Here is a 15,755-nt window from a genome sequence, read left to right on the forward strand (position 1 = left end):
CGCGATGCCGGAGGGCCAAGCCGATGCCCGACGCCCGTACGCACTTCGACCGACCTGGGGACCTTGGGGGTAGCACCGTGACCGCGCAAACCGAGCCCTCGGAGACCGCCACCGGACCGTCGAAGGGCCGGGGCCGGGGGCAGGGCCGGGAACAGGTTAAGGGACAGGGACGGATGGGGAGCGAGGGCAGATTCCTCAACGTCTTCTCGCACGGCGTCCTCGTGTTGTGGGGCCTGATGGTCACCCTGCCGCTGCTGTGGGCGGTGATGAGCGCCTTCAAGACGGACAAGGAGATCTTCACCTCGCCCTGGGCGCTGCCGCACGGCCTGCACTTCGGCGCGTGGAGCCGGGCCTGGTCCCAGGCCCATATGAGCCAGTACTTCCTCAACTCACTTGTGATCGTGGCAGGTTCGCTCTTCGGCACGATGCTGCTCGGGTCGATGGCGGCCTATGTGCTGGCCCGCTTCGAATTCCCCGGAAACCGCTTCGTCTATTTCCTCTTCGTCGGCGGGATGAGCTTCCCCATCATCCTGGCCCTCGTCCCGCTGTTCTTCGTGATGAAGAACATGCAGCTGCTCAACACCTACCCCGGGCTGATCCTCGTCTATATCGCCTACTCACTCCCGTTCACGGTCTTCTTCCTGAGCGGCTTCTTCAGGACACTGCCCACGTCCGTGGCCGAGGCAGCGCTGATCGACGGTGCCTCGCACACCCGCACCTTCTTCCAGGTCATGCTGCCGATGGCGAAGCCGGGCCTGATCAGCGTGGGCATCTTCAACTTCCTGGGCCAGTGGAACCAGTACCTGCTGCCCACGGTCCTGAACGTGGGCGACGAGGACAAGAAGCTGCTGCCCCAGGGCCTGGTGGCGCTTGCGGCCTCGCAGGGCTACAAGGGCGACTGGTCGGGACTGTTCGCGGGCCTGGTGATCGCGATGCTGCCCGTACTGGCCGCGTACATCGTCTTCCAGAGGCAGGTGCAGGCAGGGCTGACGGCGGGGGCGCTGAAATAGCGCGCGGGGTGGCCGGGAGGCTCACGCCAGGGTGAACCACACCGCCTTGCCCCGCCCCCGCGCGGCCGGGGCCACTCCCCAGGCCGTGGCGCAGCTGTCGATGAGGGTCAGCCCCCGGCCCGACTCGTCGTCGAGGCCGGCGCTGCGCCGGGCGGGCGCGTCGGGGCCGGTGTCGTGGACGTCGACGCGCAGGGTGCGCGAGCGGCTGCTGAGATTGACCGTGACGGGCGACTTGGCGTGCACGACGCCATTGGTCACCAGCTCCGTGACGAGCAGGCAGGCGGTGTCGACGAGATCGGGCCGGCCGTGCCGGTCGAGCGCGAGCCGCAGCGAGCTGCGCACCAGGCCGATCATCCAGGGCTCGGCCGGGATCCGGAGGGTGTACCACCAGTCGGTGCCGGTGGGGTGAGGGTCCTCCGGAAGGGGCTCGTGAGGGACTCCGTGAGGGACCTCGCTCATGATCGCTGGACTCCGTTCGCTGATGGGCTCGTGGGCTGATGGGGGCTGGCACTGCATAAATTCGGCTGGCGTTGGTCCCTGTGGGTGACTGTGCGCACGGGGTGGACGCAGGCAGACTTCTTGCCCGACCGAAGGGAGGGGTCCGCCGTGCCGCAGAAGCCCCCAACTATCCGGCAGAAGCGCCTCGGTGCGGAGTTGCGCAAGCTGAGGGAAGCCGCGGGCATGTCGGGTGAACATGCAGCGGCGGCGCTCGAGTGCGGACAAGCCAAGATCAGCCGGATCGAGACCGGAGTGAACGGAATTCGCCCGTTCGAGCTACGCGGCCTGCTCAAGGCGTACGGGGTGACGGACCAGTCCCTGGTCGAGGCCCTCGTGGACATGGCGAAGGAAAGCCGGCGGCAGGGCTGGTGGAACCACTACGGGGCGGCCTTTCCGGGCATCGCCGATCTGGCGCACCTGGAATCCAAGGCCGTCGCGATCCGCACCTGGCAGACCGTCCTGGTTCCCGGCCTGCTCCAGACCCCCGACTATATGCGCGCCCTCTTCGGGGGCGGACGCTTCGCGTACACCGAGGCGGAGGTCGAGCAGAGCGTGGAGGCCCGTATGTCGCGGCAGCGGGTACTGACGAAGGACGACCCGCCCGCTTACCGGGTGGTGCTGTACGAGGCGGTGTTGTGCTCCGGGGTCGGGGGCGTTGACGTGATGCGCCGGCAGCTGGAGCACATCGCGGCGGTGGCGATGGAGGGCCGAGCGGTGGTGCAGATCATGCCGTTCGGCGCGGGCGCGCATGGCGGCCTGGACGGTTCCTTCGTCCTGCACAGCCTTCCGGCGCCGGGGATGGACGTGGTGCTGATGGACAGCCTGGCTGCGGCGGCGTACCTCGACAAGGACGAGGACGTCCGGCGGTACGAGGACTTGTTCCGGGGGCTGTCTGCCATGGCACTGGATCCGGCGTGCTCGCTCGACATGCTCAGGGAGCGGGCGGCGCGGCCTCCGGGCGGGGAGAGATAGCGGTGCCCGGCCCCGCTGCCGGGCCCGGGGCCGGCTTCGTGTGGCGGAAGTCGAGCCACTCGGGGAGCGGAGGTGGGCAGGACTGTGTGGAGGTTGCGACGGGTCCGGGTGGGCGGGTGCGCCTACGGGAGGGGCAGAAGCCGGGCGTGGTGCTCAGCTGCGGGGCTGCGGGGTGGGCGGCGCTGCTGAGGGCACTGCGGGTGGGGGCGAGGTGACCTTGATTGGCTTGCGCACGCACCAGGACGAATGGTGAGGTGATCCAGTTCTCAGCTGACCAATGAAACCTCCATACAACGTCACCGCCGTCCGTTACAGGGCGCAGAAGCCCTGACCGGGGTCATCCGGCAGGGCTTCGCGGCTGAATCTGTATTCAACTGCTTCAGTTACTTAGATGAGATCTCCCATGTTACAACTTCCCCAGACCTGATAACCAGCAATGCTGCAGAGAATTCCAGAAGAATGCCGCAACGCTCGCCTACCGAATTCGTAAGTTCCGACGCTTTGACGATTTCGTCGAACCCTGATCTTCCGACAGGATCGATTTTCGCGTAGCCCCATGACTCGACAGGCCAGCACCAATCGGGCAACTTGGGCAGTCCCAGACCGCCCCGGAAACGAGCTTAGCGGGATGGCCTGCACTCGCGGACCGGGCGAATGGACAATCGACACCTCGCCGCCCGACCTGTCCGTGATGAAGCTTGCGTTGTTCAGCTGGGGACTGGACGACGTCGCTAAGGATTGTGTCGAGCACCCTTCAGCAGGTAAGTGCTCTGTATCCGTCGCACTGGCCCTTCCCTATGGGAGATTTTACAAACTAGCCAGGAAGGGGGTCGAAGGCGTTTCCAAGGGATCGCGGGCCGCAAGAGCGGCAGATTGTTTTAAGTGTTTCCTCGCGGGCACCAAGGTGCTCATGGCGGACAACTCGCGAAAGGATATCGAGTCCGTCAAGGTCGGAGATCTGGTAGTTGCCACCGATCCCTTCAGCGGCAAGACGGATAGGCGCGCAGTGACTGACCTTATCGTCACTGAGCACGACAAACTCTTTAGCGAGCTGTCCATAGCTACACCGCAAGGTGTGGAAAAGCTCACGGCTACGTACGAACACCCCTTCTGGTCTCCGTCCGAGCTGGCTTGGGTCAAGGCCGCAGATCTGCGCGCTGGTATGACCCTCCGCACCGTTGACGGGCGCTCGGTCAGCGTGGAGGCTAATCGCGCGTTCGCAAGGACCGCCAAAACGTACAATCTGACCGTCGATGGCCTGCATACGTACTATGTGCTGGCAGGACAGACTCCTGTTCTTGTTCACAATGCGAGCTGTAATTTGGCTTTGCATGAGAGGGCGGGAGGGCATGCAGTTGGTCGGCATGTCGCGAAAACTGATGCGGAGCTAATGGCGCGCAACATTCCGCGCTCTTCGACATTTACTGACCTGGCTGCGGCTGAGCGGGCTACAGGTGATAGTCTTGCGGCGAACCAGGGGGCGATTAATCAATGGCTCTCTGGGGATTGGAGTAAGTGCATCTCCGGAAATTCGAATCGATGTGTTATTGTTCATGCGATGGATCCGGCAGATGGCAGAGTGTAGGAGCGTGCCACGCAAAGCTTCCTGAGCCCGGCTACGGTGCGAACGGTCATTCAGCGTAACCCGTCCATGCCGGATGGGTATCATATTGTCACGTCTTACCCGGAGCTATGATGCTAATCGAGCCCATCTCCTACCTAGCCCAGGCGTACTTCCATCAGGATTATGATCTGGAAGGCGAGACACCGCTTAAGGTGGTAGAGGCTTTCTGTCAAGCTGAGCCTGCGGAGACGGTGGAGTCATTGCAGCTTGCAATCAGGGAGATGCTTTCATCCGGGAGGTCGGAGGATCAGCTAGCTGCCATCTGGATTGAACAAGCTGGTTCCTCTTATGATCCACGAAATGACGGTACTGAGCTTTCCACATGGTTTCGAGCGATTCTGGAGGTCGTTTCATAATTGCGCGGTCAGGCTTGACAGGCGCAACTGCCATCCCTCCGGTTGTCGCCACCGTGCGAGGACGGGCGCATTGCCGCAGGCGTCACAGCTGATGGCTGCGTGAGGCATCGCATCGGGAGTCCCCGCGGGCATGAAGTCGGCGGGGACTCCCGAGGCTTTTCCGGGCAGTGGCAGTCTCAGAAGCTGCTGATCCACCGAGACCCTCGGCGCTCCGGCTCGAGTGGCGCTTAATCATCGGCAAGCCCTTAGGGTCGATATGAAACTCTCCCATGCCCTCGCGGCGACGTGCAGGGATGGGCCGTTCGGGTCCTTGCTGTCGCGGACCACTATGTTTGTGTTCAGTGACCCAACCTCAACGCAATTGCTATTGCTTGCGCTATGGCTGGACTTGAGCCACGCGATACCCCTCATCGGGGTGTGGACATCCTTGCTCACCTTTGACGTTCCTTCAGTTGGGCGACCAGGGCAAGTGATCTGTCGAACGGCAGGGCTGAAGCAGTCAGCCGCTCGAAAGCTTCCGCGTAGCGTGCCACGTTTGCCGGCTCCTCGACATAGAGACTGCTTTCCAGGTTCTCCAGCAGCACCACCTCCAAGCCGGGCTGTCCGAACCCAAGCGCAGTGAACCCGCCAGTTACTCCGGGATGAAGCTCTGCGTCCAACGGCAAGATCTGAATGGTCACATGCGGATATACGGCAACATCCAGCAAGCGCTGGAGCTGGTCCCGCATGACTCCTGTTCCCGGAACGCTGGCCAGCAATGCAGCTTCGTGGATGATCGCCCGGAGTCGCAGCGGGTTCGGCTTGGTCAATACGGACTGCCGCGCCACCCGCACCTCGACCAGCGCGTCCACGTCTGCGGGAGGTGCTGTCATGCTGTGCGCGGCGATCACCGCCCGAGCGTAGGCGGATGTTTGGAGCAGCCCCGGAATCACCAGGGGCTCGTAGGTGCAGACCGATGAAGCGTCGGACTCCAGGCTGATCAAGTCCGAGTACACGGGAGACAGGTTGTAGGTCTGCCACCAGCCGCGGCGGCCACCGTCCCGCGCCATCCTGAGGAGGAGTTCCCGAACGTCGGGGTCCTTGAGTCCGTAGGTGTCAAGCAATTGCTCAACGTCGCCTGGCTTTGCGCCTTGAGCTGCGCTTTCGATCCTCGAAACCTTCGAAGTGCTGATACCTGACCGGGACTCAACCTCTTCCAAAGTCAAGCCGGACTGTTCGCGCAAGCGTCGCAGCTCAGCCCCAAGTCGCCGACGCCGCACGGTTGGTGCTGTCATCCTGCGCCACCTCCCATCGCTCCTGCTGTCCAGGCTCGTGCTGCCCTGCCAGCCGCACCCTCGCTGCATGCTCGTACAGGCGAACCAGTCCGAGGTTTGGCAAGTTTGCCAACTTCTCTGTGCGGCTTGCCAATTGGTCGTCGCATAGGCCAGTCTGTCGCTGTCCAACTACACGCCGTGAGTGGTGCGTTACTTGGCTGCCTCCTGCCCATAGCGGCAGGTGGGCGCAGGAACGCAAGGAACCCCCGCAACCGAGCGACCGGTCCGGGGGGCACGGCCCAACGCTGGTAAGGAGCGCGGACAATGAATGACCTTATCCTTCACTGAGCTTCTTCAGCGTTGTCGCTCCAGGGTGAGGATGGCTTTGGCGATTGACGTCATGCGGTTTGGGCTGCATCGGGATCTGTGGAAGATCCGCCAGGACTTCAAGCGCGCGACGCCGCGCTCGACCGGCGCCCGCGCCACGGCCAGGGCCCGGTTGACGGTCTTTTCGGTGAGGGTGAGTTCCTGCGGGGGCCTGCGTTTGATGCCCGTGGTCACCCAGGGGCCGCCGCCCTGGTAGGCGAGATCGGCCAGGATGGGAAGGCCCTGGCGCTCGCAGATGCGGATGATCCGGTGGGTGCGGGCAGCGGTCAGGTCGTGGGCTCGGCCCGGTAACGCGGGTGAGAGCCACAGCAGTCGGTCATCCGGATCGGTGAGCACCTGCACGTTCACCCTGTGCCGGCGGTGCTTGTGGGAGTAGTCGGCCCGTCCGTCGCCGACCCGGTCGCATTCGGCGAGCGTGCCGCCCAGCAGGACGAAGTCCGCCTCGGCCTCGCGGAGGATCTTCAGCAGACCCGGTGCGCGTTCGGCGAGCAGGTGGATGACGGCGCTGGTGTAGGCGTGGGCGGTGGACTCGCTGATCCCGAACCCGGCAGCGATCTTCGCCGGCGTGGTGTGCTCGCGCAGGTACACCAGTGCCACCATCGCGCGTTGAGACGGGCGGAGCTTGCAGCGTCGGTCGCCCTCATGGGTGACGACGAGCGTGGTCACCCACTCCACGAGCGCATGCGGCAGGTTGAGTGCGGCAGGATAGTTGACCAACGAGGCCCCCGAGCAGCGTGGTTGAGACGTCAGACATCTCGATCAACAGCTCGGGGGCCTCGCTCGTTGCGCTCCGGAACCGTCACCTGGTCGGTGGCTAGCTCGAAGAGGCTCAATGATCCCAGCCAGAGCGGCGCAGGGGCCGGATGGGCTCGGCCGTCCAGTCGTAGATACGCGGCCCTCTGACGCCGTTCCCGCAGCTCAGCGACTTCCAAGCATCCTCCGGCAGCCGGGCGATGACGTGATGGGCCCGCTCCTTGAGAAGACCGAATGAAACGACGGACCGCGACTTGGTCACCGCCAGGACATGAGGTATGTCCCGCGATTCGAGCCAGAGACGGAACTTTCCGTCACCCCCGTATACCGCGTCCGCGGTTACCCAGCCGAACGGAATCCCCGACGCCAGCGCGCGTTCGACCATGCGACGTGCGAGGGCGGGTTTCGTGGCGAACTCGACATCGTCCCCGATGCCAGCAGCGCGACACCGATCACGATCGGAGGTCCACTCCTTCGGTAGATACAACTCCCGGTCCACCAGGGCCCGTCCGGGCTCCGAGGCGTAAGCGAGGAACACACCAATCTGTGAGTTCTCGATCCGCCCAGCGGTGCCTGAATACTGCCGGGCTACACCTGCAGATTTCCGTCCCTTCTTCAGAAACCCTGTCTCGTCCACGACCAAAACACCGTCGACATCATCCCCCAACTCGCCCACTGCGACAGCACGTACGTCGTCCCGGAGGCCGTCGGCATCCCAGCAGTAGGAGTTCAGCAGGCGCTGCATGCCTTGCGGGCCGGTGTCACCAACCACCTCGGCCAGCGTCCAGCCGTTCTTCCGCTCGACCTCGCTGAGCAATCCCCGCAGGTAGGACCGCATCCGACGCTGAGGCTCGACACGACCGAACCGCCCAGCGAACTGCCCCACGAACTTGTCGAACAGCCCCGACCAACCATCGCCCACCCCTACCGTCACACCGGCAACAACGAGACGCCCAGAGCGCAGTCACGAAGTGTCGTTGTCGTGCTGTGCAAACGCTCGGCTGGTCTTCCAGCCGAGCGTTTGCACAGGCAGTAACTCATGTCGTACTAGATCGACTGACCGCCCATCTGCTTCCCCGAGTCCCAGCCTTTCACCAGGTCGGATTTAGCCACGCGATCTCCTTGCACGCTCCTCGTCAAATACGCGAAGCGCCTCGCTGTCACGTTCCTCAAGGCCGCAACGATGGGCATCAGACTCAACTAGCTCCCGGTACCCCCATCGCGCCTGGCTAATCAATTCTCCAGGTGCTGAGGCATCCGTGCCAGTGTCCCCCTTAGAAAATTCCCAGTGGCCAGGAAGGCTCGAGTCCTCGACTTCAAACAGCTCTACCGGGAGCCAGGCCGGTTTTTCGTACTCGTCCGCTACGAGCACCACCAAGGAGCCGCTCACAAGCTCCATTCCGTAAGCCTCGTAGCACTTGCCCACGACCAGTTCAAACCTGGTCTCAGGAGTGTAAAACAGGCCGCGACGGTAGGGTCCAATTTCCGACCCCTTATTTGCAATGCATCTAACGATCACTGGACCTCCTACTTGAACTTGAAGTCATCCACTTCGCCCGTGAGCGTATTGCGAGTGTAGTGGATCTCGGTACCATTAACGTTCTGCGCCATTTTCACCCACCCGTCCTTTTGATCCCAGCGTGGGTCCGTCATTGGTACGCGGATTTGTCGACCAGCCTCGGGGTTCGTCATGGCCTCCTCCATAGCCAGCTTCTCGTTGAGGCTGTGGGGCGTGGTGCGGCCGGTGGAACCTCGCCCCAAGGGTTTTATGGGGCATTCCGAGTTGTGCACAAGGACTGGCGTTTCGCCCGCCAGTACATAGTAGGTGTGAAGCCCTTCAACCGTAACGTTGTAAGTACGCGCATGCTGTTCGTATGCACGGTTGGCATCTACACGCACAACGGATTGATCACTAGTCAGGAGCGTGGATCCCGGTCTGAGTTCGCCGGCGGCGACCCAACGGTGCTCCGACGGACTCCAGAATGGATGCTCGAAGGTGGCGGTGATCTTCTTTGGGCCGCTCGAGGTTGCGATCGTTAGTTCGTTGAAGTATTTGTCATCTTCAGTGGAGATCTGTCGAGTGACTCTGTGGGGCGACGTTACTCCTGTGGTCGGATTTGTTGCGAGGACCTCGTCTCCCACCTTGAGATCTTCGATATTCCGAACAGAGTGATCGCCCATGAGAACTCTAGTGCCGGCCAGGAAGCACTTGCAGCCGCCGCGCTTGAACCATTTGCGGGCAATGCCTATTACGCTCTTCCCGCCCTTTTTTACGCCTTTGAGTACCTTGGCGCCCTTATTCCATGGAACGAAGTTTTCCGCGAACTCCTTGCAGGGTCCCCAATCATCGCTATCGAGACACTCAATACCGTCCTTGGTTCCAGAGAGATCCAGCATGAAGCCAGCGGCGCCGTCGTAGCACCGCGCATCGTACCTGGAACACTCCAGTTCACCGTGAGCTATTTCCTTTATGTCTTGAATTTTTCGCTGAGCAGCTTCAGGTTGACCATTCTTTTGTTCCTCAGTGAACTGTCGGTCCAGCTCTTTCTGATGTTCCTCTATCCACAGCGCTGCAATACTTGCCTTCACGTTTGCGGAGGCGATTTTTGCGGCTTCAGCGTCTTGTCCAGCGTTGACGGCTGAAACATATGCCGCAGCAGCTGCGGAATAGGCAGTGTCGGCAGAGGCTCGCGCCCACGTGGCCGACTCTTCCGCCTGGGCCGCGTAAACATCAGCCGCATCAGCGGCACTCATGGCAGCTTCCGAAGCTTGCCGGGCTGTCTGAGCTGAGCGTGCTGCATCTGCTGCCGATGCGGCAGCCTGCACAGCGAATCCACGCGCCTGAGAAGCGAAGTTCTTCGCCTGCCCGGCTGACTCCTTGGCCGCCTTGGCCCAGTCGTCGGCTTCCTTGGCGGCTTGCTTGGCGGTTGCTGCGACAGCCGATGCTGTTGCAGCGTTCTCCTGCGCCTTGGCAGCGGCTACAGCTGCTTCAGCGATGAGCTGCTTGACAGAGGCCACGTGGGTGGCCGTGAGCTGGTCCCGGCGTGCTGCGCTGTACTGCCCGGTCTGTATGAAAGCGTGCAGGAGTTGCGGCGGGCTTTCGATGGCGACCTTGGCGGCGGCTGACAGCTCGGGGCCTCCGCTGTTGGCCAGCTGGCTGGCACGAGTGCGTTCGTCAACCTCTTGGGCGACGTACTGGTCTTGGTTGAGGAACTGACGGAGTCTGTCAGTGGATCCATCGTCCAGTGCGTCGCGTGCGGCTTCCTTGACCTCTAGACCACCTTGGCTGGCGATCTGGCTTACGCGCATCTTGTAGTCGGTCAGCGCAGCCCGATGCTGGCCAGTGCGGAGGAAGTCACTGATCTGCTTGGCGTCGCCCTTGAGGGCTTCCTTGGCGGCTGTCTTGACGTCGTCCAGGCTGCTTTCATCAGCGAGGCGTTGGACGGCAGCGCGTTCGTCGTCCTGCTCGGCTTGCTGGCGGCCGGTGGCGATGTAGTCGCGGATGGCCGTGTCGTCACCAGCAAGTGCGATCTTGGCGGCGGCTTGACTCCAGGGCCCGCGGTTCTTCATCGCCCAGAGAGCAACCTTGCGCCCCTTGGCCGCCACCTCCTTGAGATCGGTGCCGGGCTTGGCGGCTTCTGCTGCAAGGCGAGCTGCCTCGTCGTCGGTTTCCTTGCGTTCCTTGACCTTACGGGCAGCGTTCTCTCGGCGCAGGTCGTTCTGCTGCTTGAGGGCAGCGGCCTGCACCATCCGTGTCTGAGTTCGGGCGGTGAGTTCCTCGGCCTCTACCTTGCGAGCGAGCGCCTCGACCTTTCCCGCGGTCTCCACTGCCTTGCGCGCCCTGTCAGCGGCGTCTCTGGCAGCCTTGGCATGTTCGCCGGACTGGTCAGCTGCGGTCGCAGCGTCCCCCGCATGCTTGGCTGCTTCTTCCGCTGCCTTGGCGGCCTTCTCTGCGTGCTCGGCTGCCTTGTCAGCTGCATCGCGTGCCTCGTCGGCTGCGTCAGCTGCCTCATTGGCCAGACGCTGGGAGGCCCTCGCCGCCCGGTTGGCCTCCTTCGCCTGGGCTCGGGCCGTTGCCGCCCAGGCCCTGGCCTCGGCCGACTGCGCACCGGCCTCATCTGCGTAGCCGCCGGCCTCATCGGCCGCACCGGCCGCCGCATCGGCGTTCTCGCTGGCGCTGTATGCCGCACCGGCCGCCTCACTCGCTGCGCGCGCGGCGATCGCTACCTGGCCAGCTGCTTCCTTGGCCGTCTGAGCTGCCCGGACGGCCGAGTATGCGTCGTCTGCCGCCTGACGGGCAGTAGCGGCCTGACCAGCATCCGTCGCCGCAGCCGCGGCTGCGCTACGTGCTCGCGAGGCCGCTTCGGCAGCCGCAGCAGCTGCGGCAGCCGCGTTGGCTGCTGCGTTGGCGGCCATACGTGCCGCGTAGTTGGCTGCCCGTGCCGCATTGATGGCGTCCTGAGCAGCATCTGCCGCATCGGATGCTGCCCTCGCTGCTCGGCCAGCGGCAGCTCCGGCACGGGCAGCGTCCTTGCCAGCTGCCTTGGTCTCAGCAGCGGCTGTCTTCGCCGCTTCCTTCGCCTTTGTTGAAGCCGTTACTGCTCTGTCCGATGCTTCCTTGGCGGCTTCTGTCTCGCGTTTGGCTTCCTCGCCTGCTTCTTTGGCCTGATTGGCCAACTGCGCGACGGTTGCCCTCTCTTGGTCACGTGAGCGCGCAATGTACTGACCTACCTTGAGGAACTCCCGGACGTCATCTATCGATCCGTCCAGGGCGACCTTGGCGGCCTCTTTGGTCGCGGGACCTCCGGCGTAGGAGATCTGAGAGACCTTCATCCGATCATCGACATCACGGACCGTAAACTGTTCCTTCTCAAGGAACTTGGAGATGTCTTCAGGGCTTCCGCTGTCCAGCGCAGCCTTGGCGGCCTCTTTGACCTCAGGGCCCCCGGCGTAGGCAATCTGAGAGACTCTCGTCTTCTGATCGGTCTCGTAGGGGGCCTTCCAGCCTTCCTTCAGGAAGGCGCGTACGTCCTCGATGGAACCGTCAAGGGCCTTGCGGGCCGCCTCTCGAATCTCCGGGCCGCCAACACTGTGGATCTGTCCGGCATCGAAGCGGTCATCAAGGCGCTCGTTGAACTCTTTTTCCGCCTCAAAAAACATACGGACGTCATCGTCCGTACCCGCCAGGGCGACTTCAGCGGCGGCCTTGATGTTGGGACCGCCGCTGGCCCAAAGATCAAGTAGCTCGCTGCGATTCGCTGCGGGTTTGGGTCCCTCCTCTGCCCCAGCCGGACTTGCGCCAAGCAGGCCGGTCAGAAGCGCCAGCGGGAGTAAGCGTATGAAGAGTCCGCGTATGGCGCGCACCTTTCTTCTACCAGGCCGTGTCAAGTGAATGTTATGTCTCACTACCAGATTCCTTCTCCTGGCTGCGTGTTGCCGAGCATCGCGTCGCGAGCATAACGGTTGCCTGCGACAGCTGGAGCCAGCCTGGCTTGAAGTATGCGCAGGCGCGAACCAGGGCTTGAAGCCTGGACGGATATGCAGCCATGCGTGCGCGGACACCGAGATGTTTCCTCGAGTAACGGCAGAGAATGAGCCATTCAATGGCTGATTCGTAATCATGTCTTGGATGGGCGGCGGCAGATGCTAGGTTCCTCTCCGGCCGTTTTATTTCGCACTTAAGTGCGTGCGGTTCGTTGTGGATGCTGGAAAGGAATACTGGTGATACCTCGCGTGCGCAGACTCATAGTCGCTGCCGCCGTCGGAGTGGCCTCCGTTGTAGCCGGAGCCTCCGTGTACGGAGTAGCCACGGCAGCCCCCGGTCCTGCGGATGATGACATCCCGCCCGTAGCGGTGGAGACATTCGAGTACCCGAACGCGGCCCAGATCCTTAAGGAGAAGGGAGTGTTCCTACGCAAGGGCGATGGGCACATCGTCCTTGCCGACTGCAAGGTGTCCAAGGACATCGTGGTGGCGACCGCGATACGGCGCCCAGGCGAACCTGAGGCGGACAGCTTCTGTTTTAAGGTCACCGGCACTGGCAAGAGCGGCTACCTCGAGTTGTCGATCCCCAAGGTATACAACATAAGGACAGGAGACTTCGCCGCATGGGCCAGCCTCAAGGCTGATGGCAAGACGGAGAACATCCCTCTGAACAGGAACGACTACACGTTCGTAGGCCGGGGTATCGACGCTGATAACACGCCGCCTCTTCTTGTTGAACTCCGTGTCACCTCCTGATCATTGCTCTTGATGCCATCGCTATGGCCCGCTTTGGGGCCAGCACCTCACATAGCCTCAAAGGAACACCTCATGCATGTAATACGTCCACGTGCCGCGTGGGTGACGGGCCTCATTGTCTCCCTTGTGGCGGCGAATGCGCTGAGTGCCGCTCCAGCGCATGCTGTCGTGGGCAACAGCACCAAGGACGGCTCATACCCGTTCGTTGCCAAGCTCGACATCGGTGGCGGTCAGCGCAGCTGCTCCGCCGCATTGGTCGAGCAGGAGTGGTTGGTTACCGCTGCCAGTTGCTTCGCCGACAACCCGGCGCAGAGTTTCCAGGTCACTGCCGGTAAACCCCAGTTGACGACCATGGCTACGATCGGTCGTTCGGACCTCACTCGCGAATCCGGCACAGTGGTGGAGGTCGTGGAGTTGGTGCCCCGCACTGACCGCGACCTGGTCATGGCACGGCTTGCCAAACCGGTCGACGGGCTGCCCCCAGCCAACATCGGCTTCAACAAAGCCCTTCCCGGCGAAGACTTGTTGGTCGCCGGCTTCGGCCGTACGAAGGACGAGTGGGTTCCTGAGCGCCTGCACTACGGGAAGTTCACTGTAGGCGCCTTGAAGGACACCACGATCAGCCTCACCAGCAAGGACAACGAGGCAGTCGTGTGCTCGGGCGACACCGGTGGACCCGCCTTCCGTGACATCGGTGGGCAGTACGAGCTGGTTGGAATCAACAGCCGCTCCTGGCAGGGAGGCTGTCTCGGAACAGACGCTTCAGAGACGCGAAAGAGCGCTGTCGATACCCGTATCGACGACATCGCTGGCTGGATTCAGCAGACCGCTTCCCGCAACATCCTGCCGCGGTCGGACTGGAAGAACGCAGCCCGCATCACCTCCGGCTACTTCACCAGCAAGTCGGTCAGTAGCAAGCGCCGCATGGACCTGTTCGTCGTGTGGAAGAACGGCTCAGCCTCTCTCTTCCAGGGTGCCGACCACAATGACCCCAACTACCCCTTCGCCAGGGAATACAAGCTTGCAGGCGCGGGAAGCTACTGGGGCAACGCCGACATCATTACGGGTGGCAGCTTCACCGAGGGCGGTAGCGACGGGATCACCGTCCGCTGGAACAACGGCGCGCTTTCGACCTACATGAGCGTTGACGAAAACGGTTTCCACGATGAGAGGACGTTTGGTCCAGTCGGTAGCTACTGGAAGGGCGCCCGCCTCATCACTACAGGCCGCTACAGCGACAACTCCCTGCGGGACGACCTATTCGTTCTCTGGAATGACGGCTCCACCACTTTGTACGTCGACCTGGGTGTCAACGGCATCGGCAAGCAGAAGCAGCTGGACAAGGGTTGGTCCGACGCCACGCAGATCAGCTCCGGCGAGTTCACCGGCAGCAAGACCGCTGACCTGGTCATTCGCTGGTCGGATGGCTCGGTCACTCTCTTCACTGCACTGGACGCCTCCGGCTACCGCAACAGGACCAGCATCCGGCCCGTCGGCTCTCCATGGAAGTACGCCGAGGTCCTCTCGACAGGCGCATTCAGCGCATCGACCAACCGCCCCAACGACGTTCTCGTCCGTTGGGGCGCCGGGGCGCTGAGCTACTACCCTGGCGTCGATGCCACGGGCACACACGGCGAGGTCCAGCTCGTAGGCTGACTCGCAGAGTACTCCGAGGCTGTCTAGCCTGGCGGCGGCTGGGCGTGAGCCGCATGCGCTGGTATCCGCGCTTGGCGAGGATTTGTCGGCTCCCTGATCACTGTGCCGCGATTCGCCAAATAGCGGGAGTTCCCGAGGGCTTGCAGCCAAAGGGGGCTCCCGCTGCACCGCTCCTCCTCTCACATAGGCACGACGGCCTTCCTGTCCGGCGGGCTCGGGCCTTCCAGCTTTGGATTTAACCCGTGGATCAAACTGGGGCACGGCCTCTATAGTTGGCCCACGTAAGAGAAGATCAGGTCCTTGAAAGGGCGGGTTCTACCTTGAAGTTATCCCGGATCGCCGCAGTGGTCACCGCGACTGGCATCGCCCCGGCCGTCTTTCTCGCCTCGTCGGCCTTCGCGGACGGCGCCGCCCCGGCCCCCTCCACGCGGTCGGCCCAGGCTCCAGTGGTGCAGGTTCCCGGGCAGAAGGGTGAAGATCCGGCTGGCAAGGACCAGCAAGTGGAGAAGGACAAGGCCGAGATCCAGCGCATCATCAGCACCGGGGGCCCTTCGACGAAGGAGGCCGGCAAGGCGGCGCTCAACGGCGCTCCCGCTGATATGAGGAAGTTCCTCGAGACCGGTCAGTTCGAGGCCCGCGACTCGGACAACGAGGTTCTGGTCTCACAGATCATCTATTTCGGCGGCTACGGGGTGAAGGAGGCCGGTAAGACGGCCTTGAAGGGAACTCTGGAGGACCGGGTTGCTTTTCTGCAGAGCGGGCAGTTTAAGGCCCGGGACTCGGACAACGAGGAGCACATCTCGCGGATCATCTACTTCGGGGGCCCCTCGGTGAAGGCTGCGGGCAAGGCGGCTTTGCTGGGTACTGCGGCAGATCGGGTTGCCTTCATCCAGGACGGTCAGTTCGAGGCTCGACTGAAGGACATGAAGGCCCAGGGCTAAAGGCCGGATGCACCTACCTGGAGCCCTGTCAGCATCTGGCAGGGCTCCAGGTCTATCCACGAAGG

At 62.9% G+C, this 15,755-nt stretch carries 13 protein-coding genes and 1 pseudogene; 8 read left to right on the forward strand and 6 right to left on the reverse strand.

Annotation, left to right across the window (positions count from 1 at the left end; genetic code table 11):
* Nucleotides 1–23 precede the first annotated feature (23 nt).
* Nucleotides 24–1,010 (forward strand): carbohydrate ABC transporter permease, encoded by a 987-nt coding sequence (locus tag AC1Z4A_RS25500; RefSeq protein WP_483682196.1) that lies wholly within the window; start codon nt 24–26, stop codon nt 1,008–1,010.
* Nucleotides 1,011–1,031: 21 nt separating this feature from the next.
* On the opposite strand, the gene AC1Z4A_RS25505 is transcribed toward AC1Z4A_RS25500, so the two are convergent.
* On the reverse strand, nt 1,032–1,469 hold the full coding sequence (locus AC1Z4A_RS25505) for an ATP-binding protein (RefSeq protein WP_483682197.1): 438 nt from the start codon (nt 1,467–1,469) through the stop codon (nt 1,032–1,034).
* Between the two features lie 147 nt (nt 1,470–1,616).
* Between AC1Z4A_RS25505 and AC1Z4A_RS25510 the strand changes: the two genes are divergently transcribed.
* The 4 genes from AC1Z4A_RS25510 (at nt 1,617) to AC1Z4A_RS25525 (ending at nt 4,460) form a co-directional block, all read left to right on the forward strand.
* The gene (locus AC1Z4A_RS25510) at nt 1,617–2,480 is read left to right on the forward strand and encodes a helix-turn-helix domain-containing protein (RefSeq protein ID WP_483682198.1); all 864 of its coding nucleotides are present in this window, start codon (nt 1,617–1,619) and stop codon (nt 2,478–2,480) included.
* A 38-nt stretch (nt 2,481–2,518) separates the two neighbouring features.
* Nucleotides 2,519–2,695 carry a DUF397 domain-containing protein gene (locus AC1Z4A_RS25515; protein ID WP_483683722.1) on the forward strand — a complete coding sequence of 59 codons (177 nt, stop codon included), beginning with the start codon at nt 2,519–2,521 and terminating at the stop codon, nt 2,693–2,695.
* Between the two features lie 413 nt (nt 2,696–3,108).
* A complete protein-coding gene (locus tag AC1Z4A_RS25520) occupies nt 3,109–4,065 on the forward strand; it encodes a polymorphic toxin-type HINT domain-containing protein (protein ID WP_483682199.1) in 957 nt (318 codons plus the stop codon).
* Between the two features lie 110 nt (nt 4,066–4,175).
* The gene (locus tag AC1Z4A_RS25525; protein ID WP_483683723.1) at nt 4,176–4,460 is read left to right on the forward strand and encodes a contact-dependent growth inhibition system immunity protein; all 285 of its coding nucleotides are present in this window, start codon (nt 4,176–4,178) and stop codon (nt 4,458–4,460) included.
* Between the two features lie 231 nt (nt 4,461–4,691).
* Here AC1Z4A_RS25525 and AC1Z4A_RS25530 read toward each other — a convergent pair whose 3' ends face one another.
* From AC1Z4A_RS25530 to AC1Z4A_RS25550, 5 genes and pseudogenes are all read right to left on the reverse strand, one after another.
* Nucleotides 4,692–4,871, reverse strand: a complete 180-nt coding sequence (locus AC1Z4A_RS25530) for a DUF397 domain-containing protein (protein WP_483683724.1) — start codon at nt 4,869–4,871, stop codon at nt 4,692–4,694.
* A gap of 20 nt (nt 4,872–4,891) precedes the next feature.
* On the reverse strand, nt 4,892–5,734 hold the full coding sequence (locus tag AC1Z4A_RS25535; protein WP_483682200.1) for a helix-turn-helix domain-containing protein: 843 nt from the start codon (nt 5,732–5,734) through the stop codon (nt 4,892–4,894).
* 333 nt (nt 5,735–6,067) lie between these two features.
* Nucleotides 6,068–6,817, reverse strand: a complete 750-nt coding sequence (locus tag AC1Z4A_RS25540) for a transposase (RefSeq protein WP_483682201.1) — start codon at nt 6,815–6,817, stop codon at nt 6,068–6,070.
* A gap of 115 nt (nt 6,818–6,932) precedes the next feature.
* Nucleotides 6,933–7,775: pseudogene (locus tag AC1Z4A_RS25545) on the reverse strand (IS701 family transposase); the annotation flags it as partial.
* Nucleotides 7,776–8,380: 605 nt separating this feature from the next.
* On the reverse strand, nt 8,381–12,217 hold the full coding sequence (locus AC1Z4A_RS25550) for a polymorphic toxin-type HINT domain-containing protein (RefSeq protein WP_483682202.1): 3,837 nt from the start codon (nt 12,215–12,217) through the stop codon (nt 8,381–8,383).
* A gap of 357 nt (nt 12,218–12,574) precedes the next feature.
* On the opposite strand from AC1Z4A_RS25550, the gene AC1Z4A_RS25555 reads away from it, so the two are divergent.
* From AC1Z4A_RS25555 to AC1Z4A_RS25565, 3 genes are all read left to right on the forward strand, one after another.
* Nucleotides 12,575–13,093, forward strand: coding sequence for a hypothetical protein (locus AC1Z4A_RS25555; protein WP_483682203.1), 519 nt, complete (start codon nt 12,575–12,577; stop codon nt 13,091–13,093).
* 168 nt (nt 13,094–13,261) lie between these two features.
* The gene (locus tag AC1Z4A_RS25560; protein WP_483682204.1) at nt 13,262–14,749 is read left to right on the forward strand and encodes a S1 family peptidase; all 1,488 of its coding nucleotides are present in this window, start codon (nt 13,262–13,264) and stop codon (nt 14,747–14,749) included.
* Between the two features lie 344 nt (nt 14,750–15,093).
* Nucleotides 15,094–15,690 (forward strand): ALF repeat-containing protein, encoded by a 597-nt coding sequence (locus AC1Z4A_RS25565; protein WP_483682205.1) that lies wholly within the window; start codon nt 15,094–15,096, stop codon nt 15,688–15,690.
* Nucleotides 15,691–15,755: the final 65 nt, after the last annotated feature.

Source organism: Streptomyces sp. 17_S59, assembly GCF_056930295.1.